Annotated in this window: 12 protein-coding genes; 4 read left to right on the top strand and 8 right to left on the bottom strand. The window is 61.5% G+C overall.

Annotated elements, in window-relative coordinates:
* The 3 genes from K5R88_RS01445 to K5R88_RS01435 form a co-directional block, all read right to left on the bottom strand.
* Positions 1–3,774, bottom strand: coding sequence for a nitrate reductase subunit alpha (locus tag K5R88_RS01445; protein WP_008043732.1), 3,774 nt, complete (start codon positions 3,772–3,774; stop codon positions 1–3).
* A gap of 69 nt (positions 3,775–3,843) precedes the next feature.
* Positions 3,844–5,241 carry a NarK family nitrate/nitrite MFS transporter gene (locus K5R88_RS01440; RefSeq protein ID WP_008043731.1) on the bottom strand — a complete coding sequence of 466 codons (1,398 nt, stop codon included), beginning with the start codon at positions 5,239–5,241 and terminating at the stop codon, positions 3,844–3,846.
* A complete protein-coding gene (locus tag K5R88_RS01435) occupies positions 5,219–6,523 on the bottom strand; it encodes an MFS transporter (protein ID WP_008030986.1) in 1,305 nt (434 codons plus the stop codon). The genes K5R88_RS01440 and K5R88_RS01435 overlap by 23 nt, the downstream gene beginning before the upstream one ends.
* Positions 6,524–6,928: 405 nt before the next feature.
* Between K5R88_RS01435 and K5R88_RS01430 the strand changes: the two genes are divergently transcribed.
* The 4 genes from K5R88_RS01430 to K5R88_RS01415 all read left to right on the top strand — a co-directional run bounded on the left by K5R88_RS01430 (position 6,929) and on the right by K5R88_RS01415 (position 10,597).
* Positions 6,929–8,731 (top strand): HAMP domain-containing protein, encoded by a 1,803-nt coding sequence (locus tag K5R88_RS01430; RefSeq protein WP_226299022.1) that lies wholly within the window; start codon positions 6,929–6,931, stop codon positions 8,729–8,731.
* Complete coding sequence (gene narL, locus K5R88_RS01425; protein ID WP_008030980.1) at positions 8,728–9,375, top strand: two-component system response regulator NarL; 648 nt, start codon at positions 8,728–8,730, stop codon at positions 9,373–9,375. Before K5R88_RS01430 ends, narL begins: the two co-directional genes overlap by 4 nt.
* A gap of 86 nt (positions 9,376–9,461) precedes the next feature.
* A complete protein-coding gene (locus K5R88_RS01420) occupies positions 9,462–10,136 on the top strand; it encodes a Crp/Fnr family transcriptional regulator (RefSeq protein WP_008030978.1) in 675 nt (224 codons plus the stop codon).
* Positions 10,137–10,210: 74 nt separating this feature from the next.
* Positions 10,211–10,597 (top strand): putative zinc-binding protein, encoded by a 387-nt coding sequence (locus K5R88_RS01415; RefSeq protein ID WP_008030976.1) that lies wholly within the window; start codon positions 10,211–10,213, stop codon positions 10,595–10,597.
* A 1,007-nt stretch (positions 10,598–11,604) separates the two neighbouring features.
* Here the strand turns inward: K5R88_RS01415 and ubiT are convergent.
* From ubiT to moaB, 5 genes are all read right to left on the bottom strand, one after another.
* Entirely contained in the window at positions 11,605–12,075 is a 471-nt protein-coding gene (gene ubiT / locus K5R88_RS01410; protein ID WP_008044144.1) for a ubiquinone anaerobic biosynthesis accessory factor UbiT, read from the bottom strand.
* Positions 12,069–12,959, bottom strand: a complete 891-nt coding sequence (locus K5R88_RS01405; RefSeq protein WP_008034783.1) for a U32 family peptidase — start codon at positions 12,957–12,959, stop codon at positions 12,069–12,071. Before K5R88_RS01405 ends, ubiT begins: the two co-directional genes overlap by 7 nt.
* An 11-nt stretch (positions 12,960–12,970) precedes the next feature.
* Positions 12,971–13,966: a ubiquinone anaerobic biosynthesis protein UbiU gene (gene ubiU, locus K5R88_RS01400; RefSeq protein ID WP_008034782.1), complete on the bottom strand. Its 996-nt coding sequence runs from the start codon at positions 13,964–13,966 to the stop codon at positions 12,971–12,973.
* Between the two features lie 78 nt (positions 13,967–14,044).
* Complete coding sequence (locus K5R88_RS01395; protein WP_226299021.1) at positions 14,045–15,280, bottom strand: molybdopterin molybdotransferase MoeA; 1,236 nt, start codon at positions 15,278–15,280, stop codon at positions 14,045–14,047.
* A complete protein-coding gene (gene moaB, locus K5R88_RS01390; RefSeq protein ID WP_226299020.1) occupies positions 15,277–15,831 on the bottom strand; it encodes a molybdenum cofactor biosynthesis protein B in 555 nt (184 codons plus the stop codon). Before moaB ends, K5R88_RS01395 begins: the two co-directional genes overlap by 4 nt.
* Between the last annotated feature and the right edge of the window lie 434 nt (positions 15,832–16,265).

Genomic DNA, 16,265 nt, shown 5'->3' with positions numbered 1-16,265 from the left:
TCAGTTCTCCTCGATATCGGTCGGCAGAGGACGCGGCAGGTCATCACCGGACGAACCATCGAGCCAGTCGACTTTGGACATTTTGCGCACCACGACGAACTCGTCGCGGTTGCAACCGACCGTGCCGTAATAGTTGAAACCGTAGGCCTGCTGGGCATAGCCACCGATCATGTGGGTCGGTTTGAGCACGACGCGGGTCACCGAGTTGTGGTGGCCGCCACGGGTCTTGGTGGTTTCCGATCCGGGCACGTTCACGATCCGTTCCTGGGCGTGGTACATCATCACCATGCCGTCCTTGACCCGCTGACTGACCACCGCACGGGCGGTCAGCGCACCGTTGGCGTTGAAGCACTCGATCCAGTCGTTGTCTTCGATACCGGCGCTTTTCGCGTCGTTCTCCGACAGCCAGACAATCGGGCCGCCACGGCTTAAGGTCAGCATCAGCAGGTTGTCGCTGTAGGTGCTGTGGATGCCCCACTTCTGGTGCGGCGTGATCCAGTTCAGGACGATTTCCTTGTGGCCGTTGCTGCGCTTGCCTTTCACCCCGGCGATGGTCCGGGTGTTGACCGGCGGCCGGTAACTCATCAGCTGCTCGCCGAACGCCTGCATCCACGGGTGATCCTGGTAGAACTGCTGGCGACCGGTGATGGTGCGCCATGGAATGGCTTCATGAACGTTGGTGTAACCGGCGTTGTAGCTGACGTGATCGTCTTCGAGACCCGACCAGGTCGGGCTGGAAATGATCTTGCGCGGCTGCGCCTGGATGTCGCGGAAGCGAATCGCCTCATGCTCCTTGCCCACCGCCAGATGGCTGTGGTCGATACCGGTGAATTCCGACAGCGCGGCCCAGGCCTTGACCGCTACGTGACCGTTGGTTTCCGGTGCGAGCGACAGGATCACTTCCGCGGCATCGATGGCCGAGTCGATTTTCGGACGGCCGTGGCTGATACCGGCGTCCCGTTCGTGGTGGTTGAGCTCACCGAGGAACTTCACTTCGGCCTCGGTGTTCCAGTTGATGCCCTTGCCGCCGTTGCCGTGTTTCTCCAGCAATGGCCCGAGGGACGAGAACTGCTTGTAGATGTTCGGGTAGTCGCGCTCGACCACGTGCAGGTTCGGTGCGTTTTTACCCGGCACCGGTGCCACGCCTTCGCTTTTCCAGTCGGTGCCGCCAAACGGCTGGGCCAGTTCGCCGACGCTGTCGTGCATCAGCGGAATGGTCACCAGATCCTTTTCGACGCCCAGGTGCCCTTCGGCCATGCTGGAAAACGCCTTGGCGATGCCTTTGTAGATTTCCCAGTCGGAACGCGATTCCCACGCCGGGTCGATCGCGGCCGACAACGGGTGAATGAACGGGTGCATGTCCGAGGTGTTCATGTCGTCTTTTTCGTACCAGGTCGCGGTCGGCAAGACGATGTCGGAATAGACGCAGGTCGAGGACATGCGGAAGTCCAGCGTAGTCACCAGATCGAGCTTGCCGATGGCGCCCTCGTCCACCCATTCGGCTTCTTCCGGTTTGCAGTCGCCGACCTGGCCGATGTCTTCGTTCATCACCCCGTTCTTGGTGCCGAGCAGGTACTTGAGCATGTACTCGTGGCCCTTACCCGAGGAGCCCAGCAGGTTGGAGCGCCAGATGAACATGTTGCGCGGGAAGTTCACCGGGCTGTCCGGTTGCTCGCAAGAGAAGCGCAGCGAACCGTCCTGCAGCGACTTGACCACGTAATCTTTCGGTTCCATGCCGGCAGCAGCGGCATCACGGCAAATGTGCAGCGGGTTGGTGTTGAGTTGCGGTGCGCTAGGCAACCAGCCGGCGCGTTCGGCGCGGATGTTGTAGTCCAGCGCATGCTCGGGGAATTGCGACTTGTCGGCCAATGGCGAGAGCACGTCGTGCATGCTCATCTTCTCGTGGCGCCACTGCGAGCTGTGGGCGTAGAAGAAGCTGGTGCCGTTCATTTGCCGTGGCGGACGGTTCCAGTCCAGGCCGAACGCCAGGGGCAGCCAGCCGCATTGCGGACGGAGTTTTTCCTGGCCGACGTAGTGCGCCCAACCGCCACCGGTCTGGCCAACACACCCGCAGAGCATGAGCATGTTGATCAGCCCGCGGTAGTTCATGTCCATGTGGTACCAGTGATTCATCGCCGCGCCGACGATGATCATCGAGCGGCCCTTGGTCTTGTCGGCGTTATCGGCAAACTCACGGGCAATCTGGATCGCTTTCTCGCGGCTGACGCCGGTGATCTGCTCCTGCCAGGCCGGAGTGCCGGGCACCGAGGCGTCGTTGTAATCCTTGGCGACGTTTTCGCCACCCAGGCCACGGTCGATCGCCAGGTTAGCGGCCGACAGGTCGAACACGGTGGCGACTTTGGCCACGCTGCCGTCAGCCAGAACGAGGCTGTGCACCGGCACACGACGGTATTGCACGGCATCGCCGGCCACGTGCTGGAAGTGCTCGTGGGACTCGCCGGCAAAATACGGGAACGCCACTTCGGCCACGTCATCGCCGATCAGGCTCAGTTTCAGATCGATCTCGCGACCTTCGCCGCCTTCACGCGGCAGAATGTTCCACTTGCCCTTCTCGCCCCAGCGATAACCGATGGAGCCCTGAGGGGACACCAGTTCGCCGCTGGTATCCAGGGCGATGGTTTTCCATTCCGGGTTGTTTTCCTGGCCGAGGTTGTCGGTCAAGTCGCTGGCACGCAGGAAGCGGTCCGGCTGGTAACCGGCGCCCGGCGCCTTGTCGGCCATTTGCTTGAGCAGCACCAGCACCGGCAGATCGGTGAAACGCTTGGCGTAGTCAGTGAAATAGGCGCTCGGTTTGTCCAGGTGGAATTCTTTGAAGATCACATGGTTGAAGGCCTGCGCCAGCGCCGCGTCGGTGCCCTGCTTGGGGTTCAGCCACAGGTCGGTGAGCTTGGCGACTTCCGAATAGTCCGGAGTGATCGCCACGGTCTTGGTGCCCTTGTAACGGACTTCGGTGAAGAAGTGCGCATCGGGGGTACGGGTCTGCGGAACGTTGGAACCCCAGGCAATGATGTAGTTGGAGTTGTACCAGTCGGCCGATTCCGGCACGTCGGTCTGCTCGCCCCAAACCATCGGCGAGGCCGGTGGCAAGTCGCAGTACCAGTCATAGAAGCTCAGGCAGGCACCGCCGATCAGCGACAGGTAACGCGAACCTGCGGCGTAGCTGACCATCGACATGGCCGGGATCGGCGAGAACCCGACGATCCGGTCGGGGCCGTACTGTTTGATGGTGTAGACGTTGGACGCCGCGATGATCTCGTTGACTTCGTCCCAGCTGGAACGAATGAAGCCGCCCATGCCGCGCTTGCTTTTATAGGAGTCGGCCTTGGCCTTGTCCTCGACAATGCTGGCCCAGGCTTCGACCGGTGCCATGGTCTGGCGCGCATCGCGCCAGAGCTTGAGCAACGGCTTGCGGATTTTCGGGTACTTGAGCCGGTTGGCGCTGTAGATGTACCAGCTGTAACTGGCGCCGCGCGGGCAGCCACGAGGCTCATGGTTGGGCAGGTCGTTGCGGGTACGCGGGTAGTCGGTCTGCTGGGTTTCCCAGGTGATCAGTCCGTTCTTCACGTAGATCTTCCACGAGCAAGACCCGGTGCAGTTCACCCCATGGGTGGAACGCACGATCTTGTCGTACTGCCAGCGCGAACGGTAGACGTTCTCCCAGTCGCGCGACTCTTTGCGGGTCTCTCCATGACCCTCGGAAAACTCGTTTTGCTTGCGATTGAAAAACCGCAATTGATCCAGTAAATGACTCACGGTGTAGTCCTCTCAGGCTTGCTGCGGGGTTCTGTGCCCCGCCCACGCAATGGTTGGATTCGGGTCGTCTCAGCAGGGTGTCGCGGCGCCTTTGCGCGCGTACCACCACCAGGTCACGACGATGCAGCTCAGGTAAAAACCGACGAACATGTAGAAGGCCATCTCCGGTCCGCCGGTCTGGGCCATCGAAGTGCCGAAGGATTTGGGAATGAAGAACGCACCGAAGGCGCCCATGGCCGAACTGAAGCCCAGGACGGCGGCGGACTCTTTGCCGGCATTCTTGAGTGCTTGTTCACGTACGGCCGGAGATTTTCCGGCAGCGGCTTTTTCATGCTGGGTGCGGAAGATCACCGGGATCATGCGGAAGGTGGAGCCGTTGCCCACGCCGGTGGTGATGAACAGCAGCATGAACATGCCGAGGAAGCCGTAGAAGTTGCCGCCCGTACCGTTCTGCGGCAGGAAGTGCATGACACCGAAGACCATCACGATCATCGCGACGAAGTTCCACAAGGTCACTTTTGCGCCGCCGAGCTTGTCCGCCAGCCAGCCGCCCAATGGACGCACGAGCGCACCCACCAACGGGCCGAGGAAGGCGAATTTCAGCGCGATCACATCAGGGAACGAGGTTTTGATCAGCAATGGAAACGCAGCGGAAAAACCGATGAACGAACCGAAAGTCGCCAGGTACAACCAGCACATCAGCCAGTTGTGCTTGCGTTTGAAGATCACCGCTTGCTCGCTGAACGAGGCCCGCGCACTGGACAAATCGTTCATGCCGAACCAGGCCAGCACCGTCACCAAAACAATGAACGGCACCCAGATGAACCCGGCGTTCTGCAGCCACAATTGGCCACCGTCCGGCAGGGTTTGCGGATTGCCACCCATGACGCCGAACACGCCGAAGGTGATCACCAGTGGTACGCAGAACTGCATCACCGAGACGCCCAGGTTACCCAACCCGGCGTTGAGGCCCAGGGCCGTGCCTTGCTGGGACTTTGGATAGAAGAAACTGATGTTGGACATGCTCGAGGCGAAGTTGCCGCCGCCAAAACCGCAGAGCAAGGCAATCCATACGAACACGCTGTACGGGGTGCCCGGGTCCTGCACCGCGAAGCCCATCCAGATCGATGGCACCAGCAACGATGCGGTGCTCAGGGCGGTCCAGCGCCGGCCACCGAAGATCGGCACCATAAAGGAATAGAAGACGCGCAAGGTCGCGCCGGACAGGCCCGGCAACGCCGCCAGCCAGAACAACTGGTCGGTGGTGAAGGTGAAGCCGATGGCGTTCAGGCGCACGATCACCGTGCTCCAGACCATCCACACCGCGAAGGCCAACAGCAGCGCGGGAATGGAGATCCACAGGTTGCGCGTGGCGGTCTGTTTGCCGCTGCTTCCCCAGAACGCAGGGTCCTCGGGGCGCCAGTCATGAATGACCGGCCCTTTTTCAGGCTTTTGCAGAACGGACATGTTGTTCTCCTTGGGCAATGCTGGAAATCGGGGACGGGGTCAGCGTCGGCGCTTTACCAAGCACCGGGCTTTTGCGCATTTCGCTGAAGTACATCCAGGTGAGGGAGACCCAGACCACGCCGTACATCAACATGAAGCAGGACGAGCGCACGCCGGTGAGGTCCACCAGGGCGCCAAACATGATCGGCAGCACGAAACCGCCCAGGCCACCGGCCAGACCGACGATGCCGGACACCGCGCCCATGTTTTTCGGGTAGTCATTGGCGATGTATTTGAAGACCGAAGCCTTGCCGAACGCGAAGGCAATGCCCATGACGAACAGCAGCACGGTGAACAGCGCGGGATTGAGGCCGATGTGGAAATCCACGGTGCCGTTGATGGTCTGCACTTGCAGTTGGGTCTGTGGGTACGAGAGCAGGAACAGGCAGATCCAGCTGACCCACAACACCCACCAGGTCACGCTTTGCGCGCCCCAGCGATCCGACATCCAGCCACCGACGGCACGCAGCACGCCACCGGGCAGGGAAAAACACGCCGCCAGCAGCGCCGCGCTTTGCAGGCTGAAACCGTATTCCTGCACGTAGTACTTGGTCATCCACAGCGCGAGGGCCACATAACCGCCGAAGACAATCGAGTAGTACTGGCAGTAGCGCCACACCGCAGGATCTTTCAGCGAACGCAGTTGCTCACGCAGCGTGGCGCCCGAGGCACTGCGGTGGTCCTTGTTTTCGGCACTGAGGAACCAGAACGACAGCGCAGTGATAAAGAGGATGGCGCTGAAGACTTTCGGCACCAGCTGCCAACTGCCGGCGGCGATCAGGGCCGGGGCGAGAAACTTGGTGACCGCAGCCCCGGCGTTACCGGCGCCGAAGATGCCCATGGCGAAGCCCTGGTTCTCTTTGTCGAACCACTTGGCGACGTAGGCAATCCCGACCGAGAACGAGCCGCCGGCCAAACCGACGAACAGGCCCAGCAGCAAAAACTGCCAATAAGCGGTGGCGTGGCTGATCAGGTACAGCGGTGCGACGCAAGACAGCATCAGCAGAAAGAACACGCTGCGCCCGCCAAAGCGGTCGGTCAGCAGCCCCAGCGGCAAACGCACCAGCGAGCCGGTCAAGACCGGGGTCGCGGCCAGCAGGCCGAACTGGGTTTCGTTGAGCTGGAGCAGTTCCTTGATCGGCACACCGAGCACGGCAAACATCATCCAGACCATGAAACATACAGTGAAGGCCAGCGTGCTCATGCCCAGCACCAAGCCTTGTCGTACACGGGGTTGGGTCACAATGCTCTCCAGTCAGTTAGCCATGGCGGCAGACTAGAGAGAGCAACCCCGTAAAAACTTGATCCACGTCAACGAAGCCCAAGCGGGCCCAAGCCTATGCTTGCACTGCCTACCTCCAAGGAGGTAGACCGGAGAATGCTTAAAACCCCTTGTTTATCAGCGTTTTAACTTTTTCCACCCAGTGTTCTGTCGACAGGGAGCCGTCGACAACTCTTTAGAGGTAGCGCACCTCTGGATCGCCTTCGCGGGCAAGCCTCGCTCCTACAGGATTGAAGTCGTTCCCATTTTCGGCAGCCGGACCCAATCCTGTAGGAGCGAGGCTTGCCCGCGAAGAGGCCATAACAAACAACCTCACTCTGGAGCTATACATGCTCTGCTTTCTGCTTTACCCCGGGACCTGCGCCGATGATTCGCTGGTTGCGCAGCTCCCTGCCCGCCCGCGCCGGGCTCGCGGTGATCCTGATCGCCGTGCTCGCGCTCGCCAGCTCGTTGAGTGCCGGGTTGATCGCCTGGTTCAGCCAGGGCGATGCCGCCGCCATCAATACCGCGGGCTCGGTGCGCATGGAAACCTACCACCTGAGCTGGAAACTCGCCGCCGGTGCCACCGATGAAGAAATCATCGGCATCACTGAAAGCCTGCAACGTCGCCTCAACAGCCAGTCACTCAAGGCCGTGCTGGAAGATGGCCCGACCACCGCGTTGCAAACCAGCTATGGGCAACTCCAGCAACAATGGAACGAAGCGTTGCGCCCGGCGCTGGAACGCGGCGATGCCGTGGCGTTTCAAGCCCAGGCCCGGCCGTTCGTTGAGCAACTGAACCAGTTCGTCAGCCTGCTCCAGCGCCAGAGCGAGCAAAAGCAGGGCTGGCAACAAGTGATCCAGGGCATGGCGCTGTTCACCACCATGATTGTCCTGCTGATCGGTTTGTACGAGTTGCAGTACGGCGTCGTCACGCCCCTCAAGGAATTGGTGGACGCAACCCAGCGCTTTCGACGCGGTGATTTCAAGGTGCGGGTCAACCATCAGTCCCAGGACGAACTGGGCCAGTTGGCCACGAGCTTCAACGCCATGGCCGAAACGATAGAAGAGTCGCACCGCACGCTGGAAAGTCAGGTCCGGCAAAAAACCCTGAACCTGCAACAAGCCAACGCTGCGCTGGAGCTGCTGTATCAAAGCAGCCGCAGCCTGGCCACACGCCTGGCCAATGCCGAAGGGCTGGACGAGTTGATCCGGCGCTTCCAGCAACGCCTGCCGGGCCTGCGCCTGTCGCTGTGTTTGCAGGGCCAGGCGCAGGCGCCTGCCCAGCAACTGATCGCCCTGCATGGCGCCAACATCCGCGACGTCTGCGCCAGCAGCGATTGCGCCACGTGCCAGAAACACCACGACGCGAGGCCGCAATCCTTCAGCATCAGCAACCAGGGCAGCGAACTGGGTGAACTCAAGGCTTACTTTGTCGACGGCCACCCCACGCAAGCCTGGGAAACCCAACTGATCCAGGCCCTGGCCAACCTGATCGGCACTTCGCTCTCACTCAAGCGTCAACGGGAACAGGATCATCGGCTGCTGTTGCTGGAAGAGCGCACGATCATCGCCCGCGAACTGCACGACTCACTGGCCCAGGCCCTGTCCTACATGAAGCTGCAAGTCAGCCGCATGCAGACCCTGATGCGCCGGGGCGAGCCGGTGCAGACCCTGGAAAACGTCACCGCCGAATTGCGCGAAGGACTGAACAATGCCTACCGCCAATTGCGCGAACTGCTGACCACTTTCCGCTTGCAGATTAACGATGCCGGGCTGGTGCAGGAACTCAAGGACACCGCCGCAGAATTCTCCCGTCGTGGCGAATTCCAGGTGCACCTGCACGTCGATGCGCTGGCCTTTCAACTCTCGGCCAGCGAGCAGATCCACATCCTGCAGATCACCCGCGAGGCGCTTTCCAATTGCCTGCGCCACGCCCACGCGCAAAACGCCTGGCTGGAACTGCGTCAGGACGGCGAAACCGTGAGGCTTTCGGTCGAGGATGACGGGCGCGGCTTCAGCGGCGACGTTGACCAGCGCGAACATCACGGCCTGAACATCATGGATGAGCGGGCGCGGAGCTTGCGCGGCCACTTGCACATATTTTCCAGGGAGCCTCAAGGCACCCTCGTCCAGCTGGAATTCCACCCGGAATTTCTCGGACAGCACACAGAAGGTAGCGTCACATGAACCCGTCCCCACACCATAGAATCCTGCTGGTAGACGACCATCCCATGATGCGTCGCGGCATCCGTCAAATGCTCGAACTGGAAGATGACTTCCTGATCGTCGGCGAAGCCAACCATGGCGAGGAAGCGCTCAGCCTGATCGAACCGCTGCAACCGGACCTGGTGTTGCTCGACAACAACATGCCGCAAATGAACGGCATTGAAACCCTGCGTCGACTGCGCGCGATGCACTACACCGGCAAAGTGTTGCTGTTCACCGTGTCGGACGCCGAAGACGATATTCGCGACGCGTTGCGCCTGGATGCCGACGGTTATCTGCTCAAGGACATGGAGCCCGAACTGTTGATCCAGTACATCCGCGAAGCGTTGGACGGTGCATTGGTCATCAGCCCCGGCCTGACCCAGGTCATGGCCCAGGCGTTGCGCTCGCCGCCACGCCAGGCGGTGGTTGAACTGACCGAGCGCGAACGCCAGGTGTTGAAAACCATCGCCAGCGGCTTCAGCAACAAGGTCATCGGGCACAAGCTGGGCATCACCGAAGGGACGGTCAAGGTTCACGTCAAGAACCTGCTGCACAAACTCGGTTTGCGCTCGCGGGTCGAGGCGGCGGTGTGGGCCATGGAGCATCTGCGCAGTGCGGGCTGACGGCCATGCCTCCTTGGAGGTAGGCCTGCAGAGGCATAGGTCAACCGGCCTGCGCTCTCTACTATGACCGTCAGCGGAGGTACGCCATGCTGACCCACCCTTCCATCGTTTTAACGTTGCGTCGTCATCATCTGTTCAGCCAATTGCCGGAGAAAGTCTTCGAGGAAGTCTGTGCCCTGGCCATGCTCAAGCGCCTGCCCTGTCACAGCACGCTCATGCATCAGGGCGATCCGGCCAAACGCTTTTTTCTGCTGGTCAGCGGCCAGGTCAAGTTGTACCGGCTCACTGGCGAAGGCCAGGAAAACCTGGTGGAGATCATCCAGCCCGGGCAAACCTTTGCCGAAGCGCTGCTGTTCAGCCAGGCCCGGCTCTACCCGGTGAGCGCCACCGCGTTGAAGGACAGCGTGCTGGTCAGCATCGAGGGCACCCACTATCGCAATGCGCTGGAGGACCAGCCGAAAGTCTGCCTGGCGATTCTGGCGAGTATGAGCGTGCACCTGCACTTGCGGCTGCGGGACATCGACACCTTGACCATGGCGAGCGCGAGCCGCCGGGTGATCAATTTCCTGTTTCAGGAACGCAACCCGGTCACCGGCCAGATTGTCTTGCAGATGTCCAAACGCCTGGTGGCGTCGAAGCTGGGGATTCAGCCGGAAACCTTTTCGCGGATTTTGCATCGCCTGGTGGACAGCGGCCTGATCGCCATGGAGCGACGCCACATCAGCATCCTCGCGGAAGAGGACCTGGCGGCGTTCCAGTAACCGGAATTGACTGCCATCAATGCGCAATGCCCCGTGCCTTGCACACTTGAACACCCCATCAACGGAGAGCATCAATGCCCCCTTCGACTTTGCCTCTGGTCTATGCCTGTTCCGGCTGTTCCAATGTTGCGCAACTGGCCAACACATTGGCTGTGCGCCTGGATCGCAGTGGCGTTGCTGAAATGTCCTGCATTGCCGGTGTCGGCGGGCATGTGGCCGCGCTGGTCAACAAGGCGCGGTCGGGGCGGCGGATTTTTGCGCTGGATGGTTGCCCGCTGCAATGTGTCGAGAACTGTCTGAAGCAGCATGGATTGCATGCGGATGTGCATTTGATTCTGAGTCATTACGGGTTGCGTAAGCGTTATGGCGAGGATTGCACCGAGGCGCAGAGCGATGAGTTGTTTGAGGGGATCAGGGGGTTGATTGTCAGTGATACCCGGCAGCATGAAAGCCGGGTTTGAGGGCAGCGAACATTCCCTGTAGGAGCCGGCTTGCTGGCGATGGCTGTGTTTCGGCTGACGAGTTTTTTGATGGGGTACATATCCATTGCTGTGGTAACGGCGGCTAATGGTTTCGCCCTTACGGCGAGTCACTTGGAAGAGCCCCAAGTAACCAAGGGCTCTTGCCCCTTTCGTTCGGCCCTTCGCTTAGGCTCAGGGTCCCCTCGCTCCGGTCCTGCTCCGTGGGCCCGCCGCCATCGGCCATCCATGGCCGGGGGCGGCTAACCCGGCATCCATGCCGGGTTGCCCACTACGCAGAACCTCCACTCGGCCTCTCGAGGGGGCGCTCAGATCAAAAGCTGAAGGCGAGCTAACGCTCGACCTGATGAGTGGTGAAAATCAAAAGCAAGCGCGATTCCCTGTAGGAGCCGGCTTGCCGGCGAAAAACGTCCGGACAACGCGTTTATTCAGACAGCCCGCGTTATCGTTGACGTCCATCGCCAGCAAGCTGGCTCCTACAAAGGAAATGCATATGTATTTGGATAAATACGATCAACTGTAGGAGCCGGCTTGCTGGCGATAGCGGTGGGTCATCCAACATATTTATTGACTGAACGGACGCTATCGCCAGCAAGCCGGCTCCTACAGGGGAATGCGTACGATCATAGAGACAGGTCGGCTGGCAGGCCGCCTCGTTTTTGCTTTGCTTTGGCTTTTGATTTTGATCTGCCCCGTCGGGAGGCCGAGTGGAGGTTCTGCGCAGTGGGCACCGCGGCAAGGATGCCGCGGTAGCCGCCCCCGGCCAGGGATGGCCGATGGCGGCGGGCCCACGGAGCAGGACCGGAGCGAGGGTACCCTGAGCCTAGGCGAAGGGCCGTACGTCAGGGGCAAAGCCTTTTGGTTCCTTTTTGGCGTTTGAAAAAGGGACTCGCCGTAAGGGCGAAACCATAAGCGGCCGTTACCGCAGCAACGGATATGTACACCATCAAAAAACTCGACACACAGCCATCGCCGGCAAGCAATACCGGTCACCCCGCCGCCAGCCCCTTCCCCGCCCGCTCCAGATTCCGCCACAACCAGACCGGCAACACATCAGGATCAAGACTGTCGATCAGATTCTTCAACGCCAGCCCCAACTCAGTATCACCCTCAATCACCAGACGCCGACGAAAAAACAGCGTATCAGGATCCTCCTGACGACTGGCCAACAGTAAAAACTCACGCCAGTTCCCGCTGATCGTCACCGCCGCCGTAGCATGCTCGGCAATCCGCAACCCCTGGCGACTGAGCGTCAAGTACCAGGACAACCCCAGATCCGGAATCCGCAGACACAACCAACGCCCGCGCAACACCTCAAACTCACCATCACGCAACGGCTCGGCGAGGCAGCGATTGAGCGCCTGCTGCAACGCCAGGCGCTGCACGGCAAACGGCACCCGACGCACCAGCGGCAACAACCGGTCGGCACCTTTGAGCAGCCACTTTTTTCGGTTCAGCACAGGCCAACCTCCTCGACGCGCAACATGCCGGCCTGGCCATGCCAGTAGCCATTGCACCCTTCGACAAACAACGGCGGCATCTCGCCCGAACGAACCCGCTGATAACTGTCAATCACCTCAGCCATGCCCTGCGCACGCGGGCTCAGGCGCAACAGATCTGCACCGCAGTCCACCAGCCCGGAATAATCGGCGAGCAAATTGGTGACTTCGGCCGACATGGTCTGAATACCGTTAAGGGTAAACAGCGGCTGCCCTTCCTGGCTGGTCAGCGCCATGCCGTCGGGGTAGTTGATGCAGCAAAACTGGCAGTCGTCCTTGGGTCGGTTTTCCGCACGGGCAGTGAAACAGCGGGCGGAATAGGCCAGGGGCAAATGCCCATAGGCAAAAATTTCAACTTCCGGCACCGCTCGGCCCAGTTCGCGGACCTGCCCGATCACGTCGCGGATCAGCGCCGCCGAACACTCCACGGGCGGCACCCAGCGGGTCATTCCGCAGTCGAGCAGCTGCGCCAGCGAGTGGCCGTTGTACAGGTTGAGGGCCGGGCCACCCACGAACGGCAACTGGCGCTCGGCGAGAAACTGCACCGCGCCCATGTCATTGGCCTCCACCAACAGTTGGCCGTTGTCACACAGCCGGCGCAGGCTGGAAAGTTCCGACGCTGCTTCGATCAGCGTCAGGCTGGAGAGCACCAACTGCGCCCGGCTGCACTCCTGTAACTCGCGCCCCAGTCCCAGCCACTGATCCAGTGAAAAGGCCCGGCGTTTCGAGCACACGGTTTCCCCCAGGTAAATCACGTCCAGGGGCATGGCCGACATCTCGGCGTAAAAGTTGCTGAGTTGCTCCTTGTCCCAATAAAACAGGACCGGTCCCAGGCTGAGCTTCATGTCGCGTCCCCTCATTGCCATGATCGATGATAAGCACCCAGGGTGGTCTGGCTGCCCTCGGACAACCCGGCCAGCACCTGACGCCATTCTTCCTTGACCCGAAAAGCACCCGGCGCACCGCGATGGGCATCCAGCGCGGCGCGCCAGACCCGGGTGACTTGCTCGACATAAGCCGGGCTGCGTTGGCGGCCTTCGATTTTCACGGCTTCGACGCCGATGGCCGTCAGCTCCGGCAGCAGGTCCAGGGTGTCGAGGCTGGTGGGTTCTTCCAGGGCATGAAAGCGTTTGCCGTCGACCAGGAAACGGCCTTTGCACAAGGTCGGGTAACCGGCCGGTTCGTCGGGGGTGTAGCGGTCGATCAGGACTTCACTGAGCCGCGCGCTCAACCCTTCCGCGTCCTCGCTCCAGCGCACCGCCTTGGCCGGCGAACAGACGCCGCACAGGTTCGGTGACTCGCCGGTGATGTAGGACGACAGGTGGCAACGCCCTTCGGCCATGATGCACAGGCTGCCGAAGCCGAAGACTTCAATGGGCACCGGACTGCTGGCGGCCACCTGGCGCACCTGCGCCAACGACAACACCCGTGGCAGCACGGCGCGCCGAATATCGTAGCGCTGCGCGTAAAACGCCAACGCGGCGGCGTGGGTCGCCGAGCCCTGGACCGAGAGGTGCAACGCCAGTTGCGGATGGCGCTGGCTGGCATAGTTGAGCACCCCGGGGTCGGCGGCGATCAGCGCATCCACACCGAAATCGGCAGCACGATCCACCGCCCGCTGCCAGCGCTCCCAGCCCTTGGGTTGCGGGTAGGTGTTGACGGCGACATAGAGTTTGCGTTGATGCTGACGGATGTGGGCGACGGCGGCGTCGAACTGTTTGTCGTCCATGTTCAGCCCCGCGAAATGCCGGGCGTTGGTGTCATCGCGAAAACCGACATAAACGGCATCGGCGCCTTGGCGCACCGCCGCTTTGAGCGCAGGCAGGTTCCCTGCCGGGCAGACCAGTTGCATGGGTAATCCTCATGAAAAAAGCGGCGCTGCCAGTCTAGTCAGACCGGCAGGCACTGCCTTGACGGCAATCAATTGCCCTCACTGCATCAGGTCGGCAAAGGACAGGAACATCACGTTGTCGTGCTTGAGCACTTGCTGCTCGCAGTCGATCACTGCCAGCCCGTCAGCCCAGCACGCGGCCGTCAACATCGCCGAGCTTTGCTGAGGGTGCAATTCCACGCTCAACTGGCCGCCGGCGCCGGGCGTCAACCTGGCTCGCAGGTATTGCCGGCGCTTGTTGCGTTGCAACCAGTCGAACCCGGCGGGCACGGCCAGTGGCCGTGGCATCACGTCCGTCATACCCTGGGCCCGGAGCAAGAACGGTCGCACCACCACCAACGCGGTTATCAATGCCGCCGAAGGATTGCCGGGCACGCCGATCCACGGTTTGCCCGCCACTTCGCCAAAGGCCAGCGGTTTGCCCGGCTGCATGGCGATGCGCCAGAAATCGACGCTGCCCAGTTCCTCGATGGCGTGCTTGAGATGATCTTCCTCGCCGACCGAAACGCCGCCGCTGCTCAGCAACAGGTCGCATTCCGACGACGCCAGGCTCAAGGCGTGCCGACTGGCCGCCAGCTCATCGGCCATCACGCCGTAGTCATGCACCTCGACGCCCCAGCCACGCAACAGCTCCGCCAGACAGTAGCGATTGCTGTTGTAGATCTGCCCCGGCGCCAAGGGATCGCCCGGCTCGCGCAGTTCATTGCCGCTGCTGAGCAAACACACCTGCAACGGTCGATAGACTTCGATCCGCGCAATTCCGGCGCCAGCCAGCAACCCGATTTCCTGTGCGCGCAGGCGCTTTCCCGCCTTGAGCAGCAGGTGCCCGCGACGAACTTCTTCACCCTCTTTGCGCACGTGATCGCCAACGCTTGCGGGCGGCAACCAGACACGCTCGCCGTCGACCCGGCAACGCTCTTGCGGCACGACGGTGTCGGCGCCCGGAGGCAAGGGTGCACCGGTAAAAATCTGCACCGCTTGTTGCGCGAGCAACGGTGCGCACGCCTGATCCCCCGCCGCAATTCGCCCGCCGATCAACAGCCAGCCACCCTCCTCGGGCAGGTCGACGGCCCTGAGGGCGTAACCGTCCATGGCGCTGTTGTCCCAGGCCGGCAGGTTCACCGGGGAATGGATATCCGCTGCCAGCACGCGCCCCATCGCTTGATCCAGGCGGATCATTTGCACCAGGGGCGGCGGCGGTGCCTGATCGAGCAGGCGGCTGATGGCCTCGTCCACCGGCATCAGGTTGCCGAGGTCGCACACCCGGCCGGTCATGAGCGTGTCTCGCAGGCATCAATGACGCGCTGGGCCTGAGGTTTCAAATGCGGGGCGAAATTGCAGGGGCCGGTGCGACTGTCCAGTTGTTCGAGCAGGATCTTGTTCCAGGCCGTCCGGCAGGCACCCGGCGAACCGGGTACGCAGCACACCAGCACGCCGTTGCTCATGCCGGCCAGTGCCCGGGATTGCAGGCTGGACATGCCGATTTCCTCCAGGGATACCTGACGGAACAATTCGCCGAAGCCTTCCACGTGTTTGTCCAGCAGCGGCAGGACAGCCTGCGGCGTGTTGTCGCGAGCGGTGAAACCGGTGCCGCCGGTCATCAGCACAACTTGTACTTCGGGGTCGGCGATCCACCGGGAAACGGTGGCGCGGATCTGATAGATATCGTCCTTGACCAGGTCACGATCGATCAACACATGCCCGGCGGTTTGCAGCAAATCGGTGAGGGTCTGTCCTGAGGTGTCTGTGTCGAAGGTGCGTGTATCGCTGATGGTCAGCACGGCAATGTTCAGGGGTTCAAATGTGCGTTGCGCCAGATGGGCCATGTCCAGGTTTTCCCGTAGATGAGGGTATGGGCCCAAGCCTGAACCGGAATCCTTGATGAGCCTATTCCTCCAAGGAGGTACCTCTCGGGCGCATGGATTTCTGGCTGATGGGGGGATGGGTTTGTTGGGGGGCATATCCGTTGCTGCGGTGATGGCGGCTATTGGTTTCGCCCTTACGGCGAGTCACTTTCGAAAAGCGCGAAAGTAACCAAAGCGCTTTTGCCCCTTTCGTTCGGTGGCTCGCTAATGCTCGCCATGCCCTCGCTCCGGTCCTGCTCCGTGGGCCCGCCGCCATCGGCCATCCATGGCCGGGGGCGGCTAACCCGGCATCCATGCCGGGTTGCCCACTGCGCAGAACCTGCGCTCGGCCTCTCGAGGGGGCGCTCAGATCAAAAGCTGAAGGCGAGCTAACGCTCGGCCTGATGAGTGGTGAA

Source organism: Pseudomonas sp. MM213 (genome assembly GCF_020423045.1).
Taxonomy (GTDB): Bacteria; Pseudomonadota; Gammaproteobacteria; order Pseudomonadales; family Pseudomonadaceae; genus Aquipseudomonas; species Aquipseudomonas migulae.
This window is presented reverse-complemented; position numbering and strand designations above follow the sequence as displayed.

Bases quoted from the DNA above. Each gene is read 5' to 3' on its own strand.
- K5R88_RS01440 (WP_008043731.1), bottom strand. From the start codon at position 5,241: ATGTCCGTTCTGCAAAAGCCTGAAAAAGGGCCGGTCATTCATGACTGG.
- K5R88_RS01430 (WP_226299022.1), top strand. From the start codon at position 6,929: ATGATTCGCTGGTTGCGCAGCTCCCTGCCCGCCCGCGCCGGGCTCGCG.
- narL (WP_008030980.1), top strand. From the start codon at position 8,728: ATGAACCCGTCCCCACACCATAGAATCCTGCTGGTAGACGACCATCCC.
- K5R88_RS01420 (WP_008030978.1), top strand. From the start codon at position 9,462: ATGCTGACCCACCCTTCCATCGTTTTAACGTTGCGTCGTCATCATCTG.
- K5R88_RS01415 (WP_008030976.1), top strand. From the start codon at position 10,211: ATGCCCCCTTCGACTTTGCCTCTGGTCTATGCCTGTTCCGGCTGTTCC.
- K5R88_RS01405 (WP_008034783.1), bottom strand. From the start codon at position 12,959: ATGAAGCTCAGCCTGGGACCGGTCCTGTTTTATTGGGACAAGGAGCAA.
- ubiU (WP_008034782.1), bottom strand. From the start codon at position 13,966: ATGCAACTGGTCTGCCCGGCAGGGAACCTGCCTGCGCTCAAAGCGGCG.
- K5R88_RS01395 (WP_226299021.1), bottom strand. From the start codon at position 15,280: ATGACCGGCCGGGTGTGCGACCTCGGCAACCTGATGCCGGTGGACGAG.
- moaB (WP_226299020.1), bottom strand. From the start codon at position 15,831: ATGGCCCATCTGGCGCAACGCACATTTGAACCCCTGAACATTGCCGTG.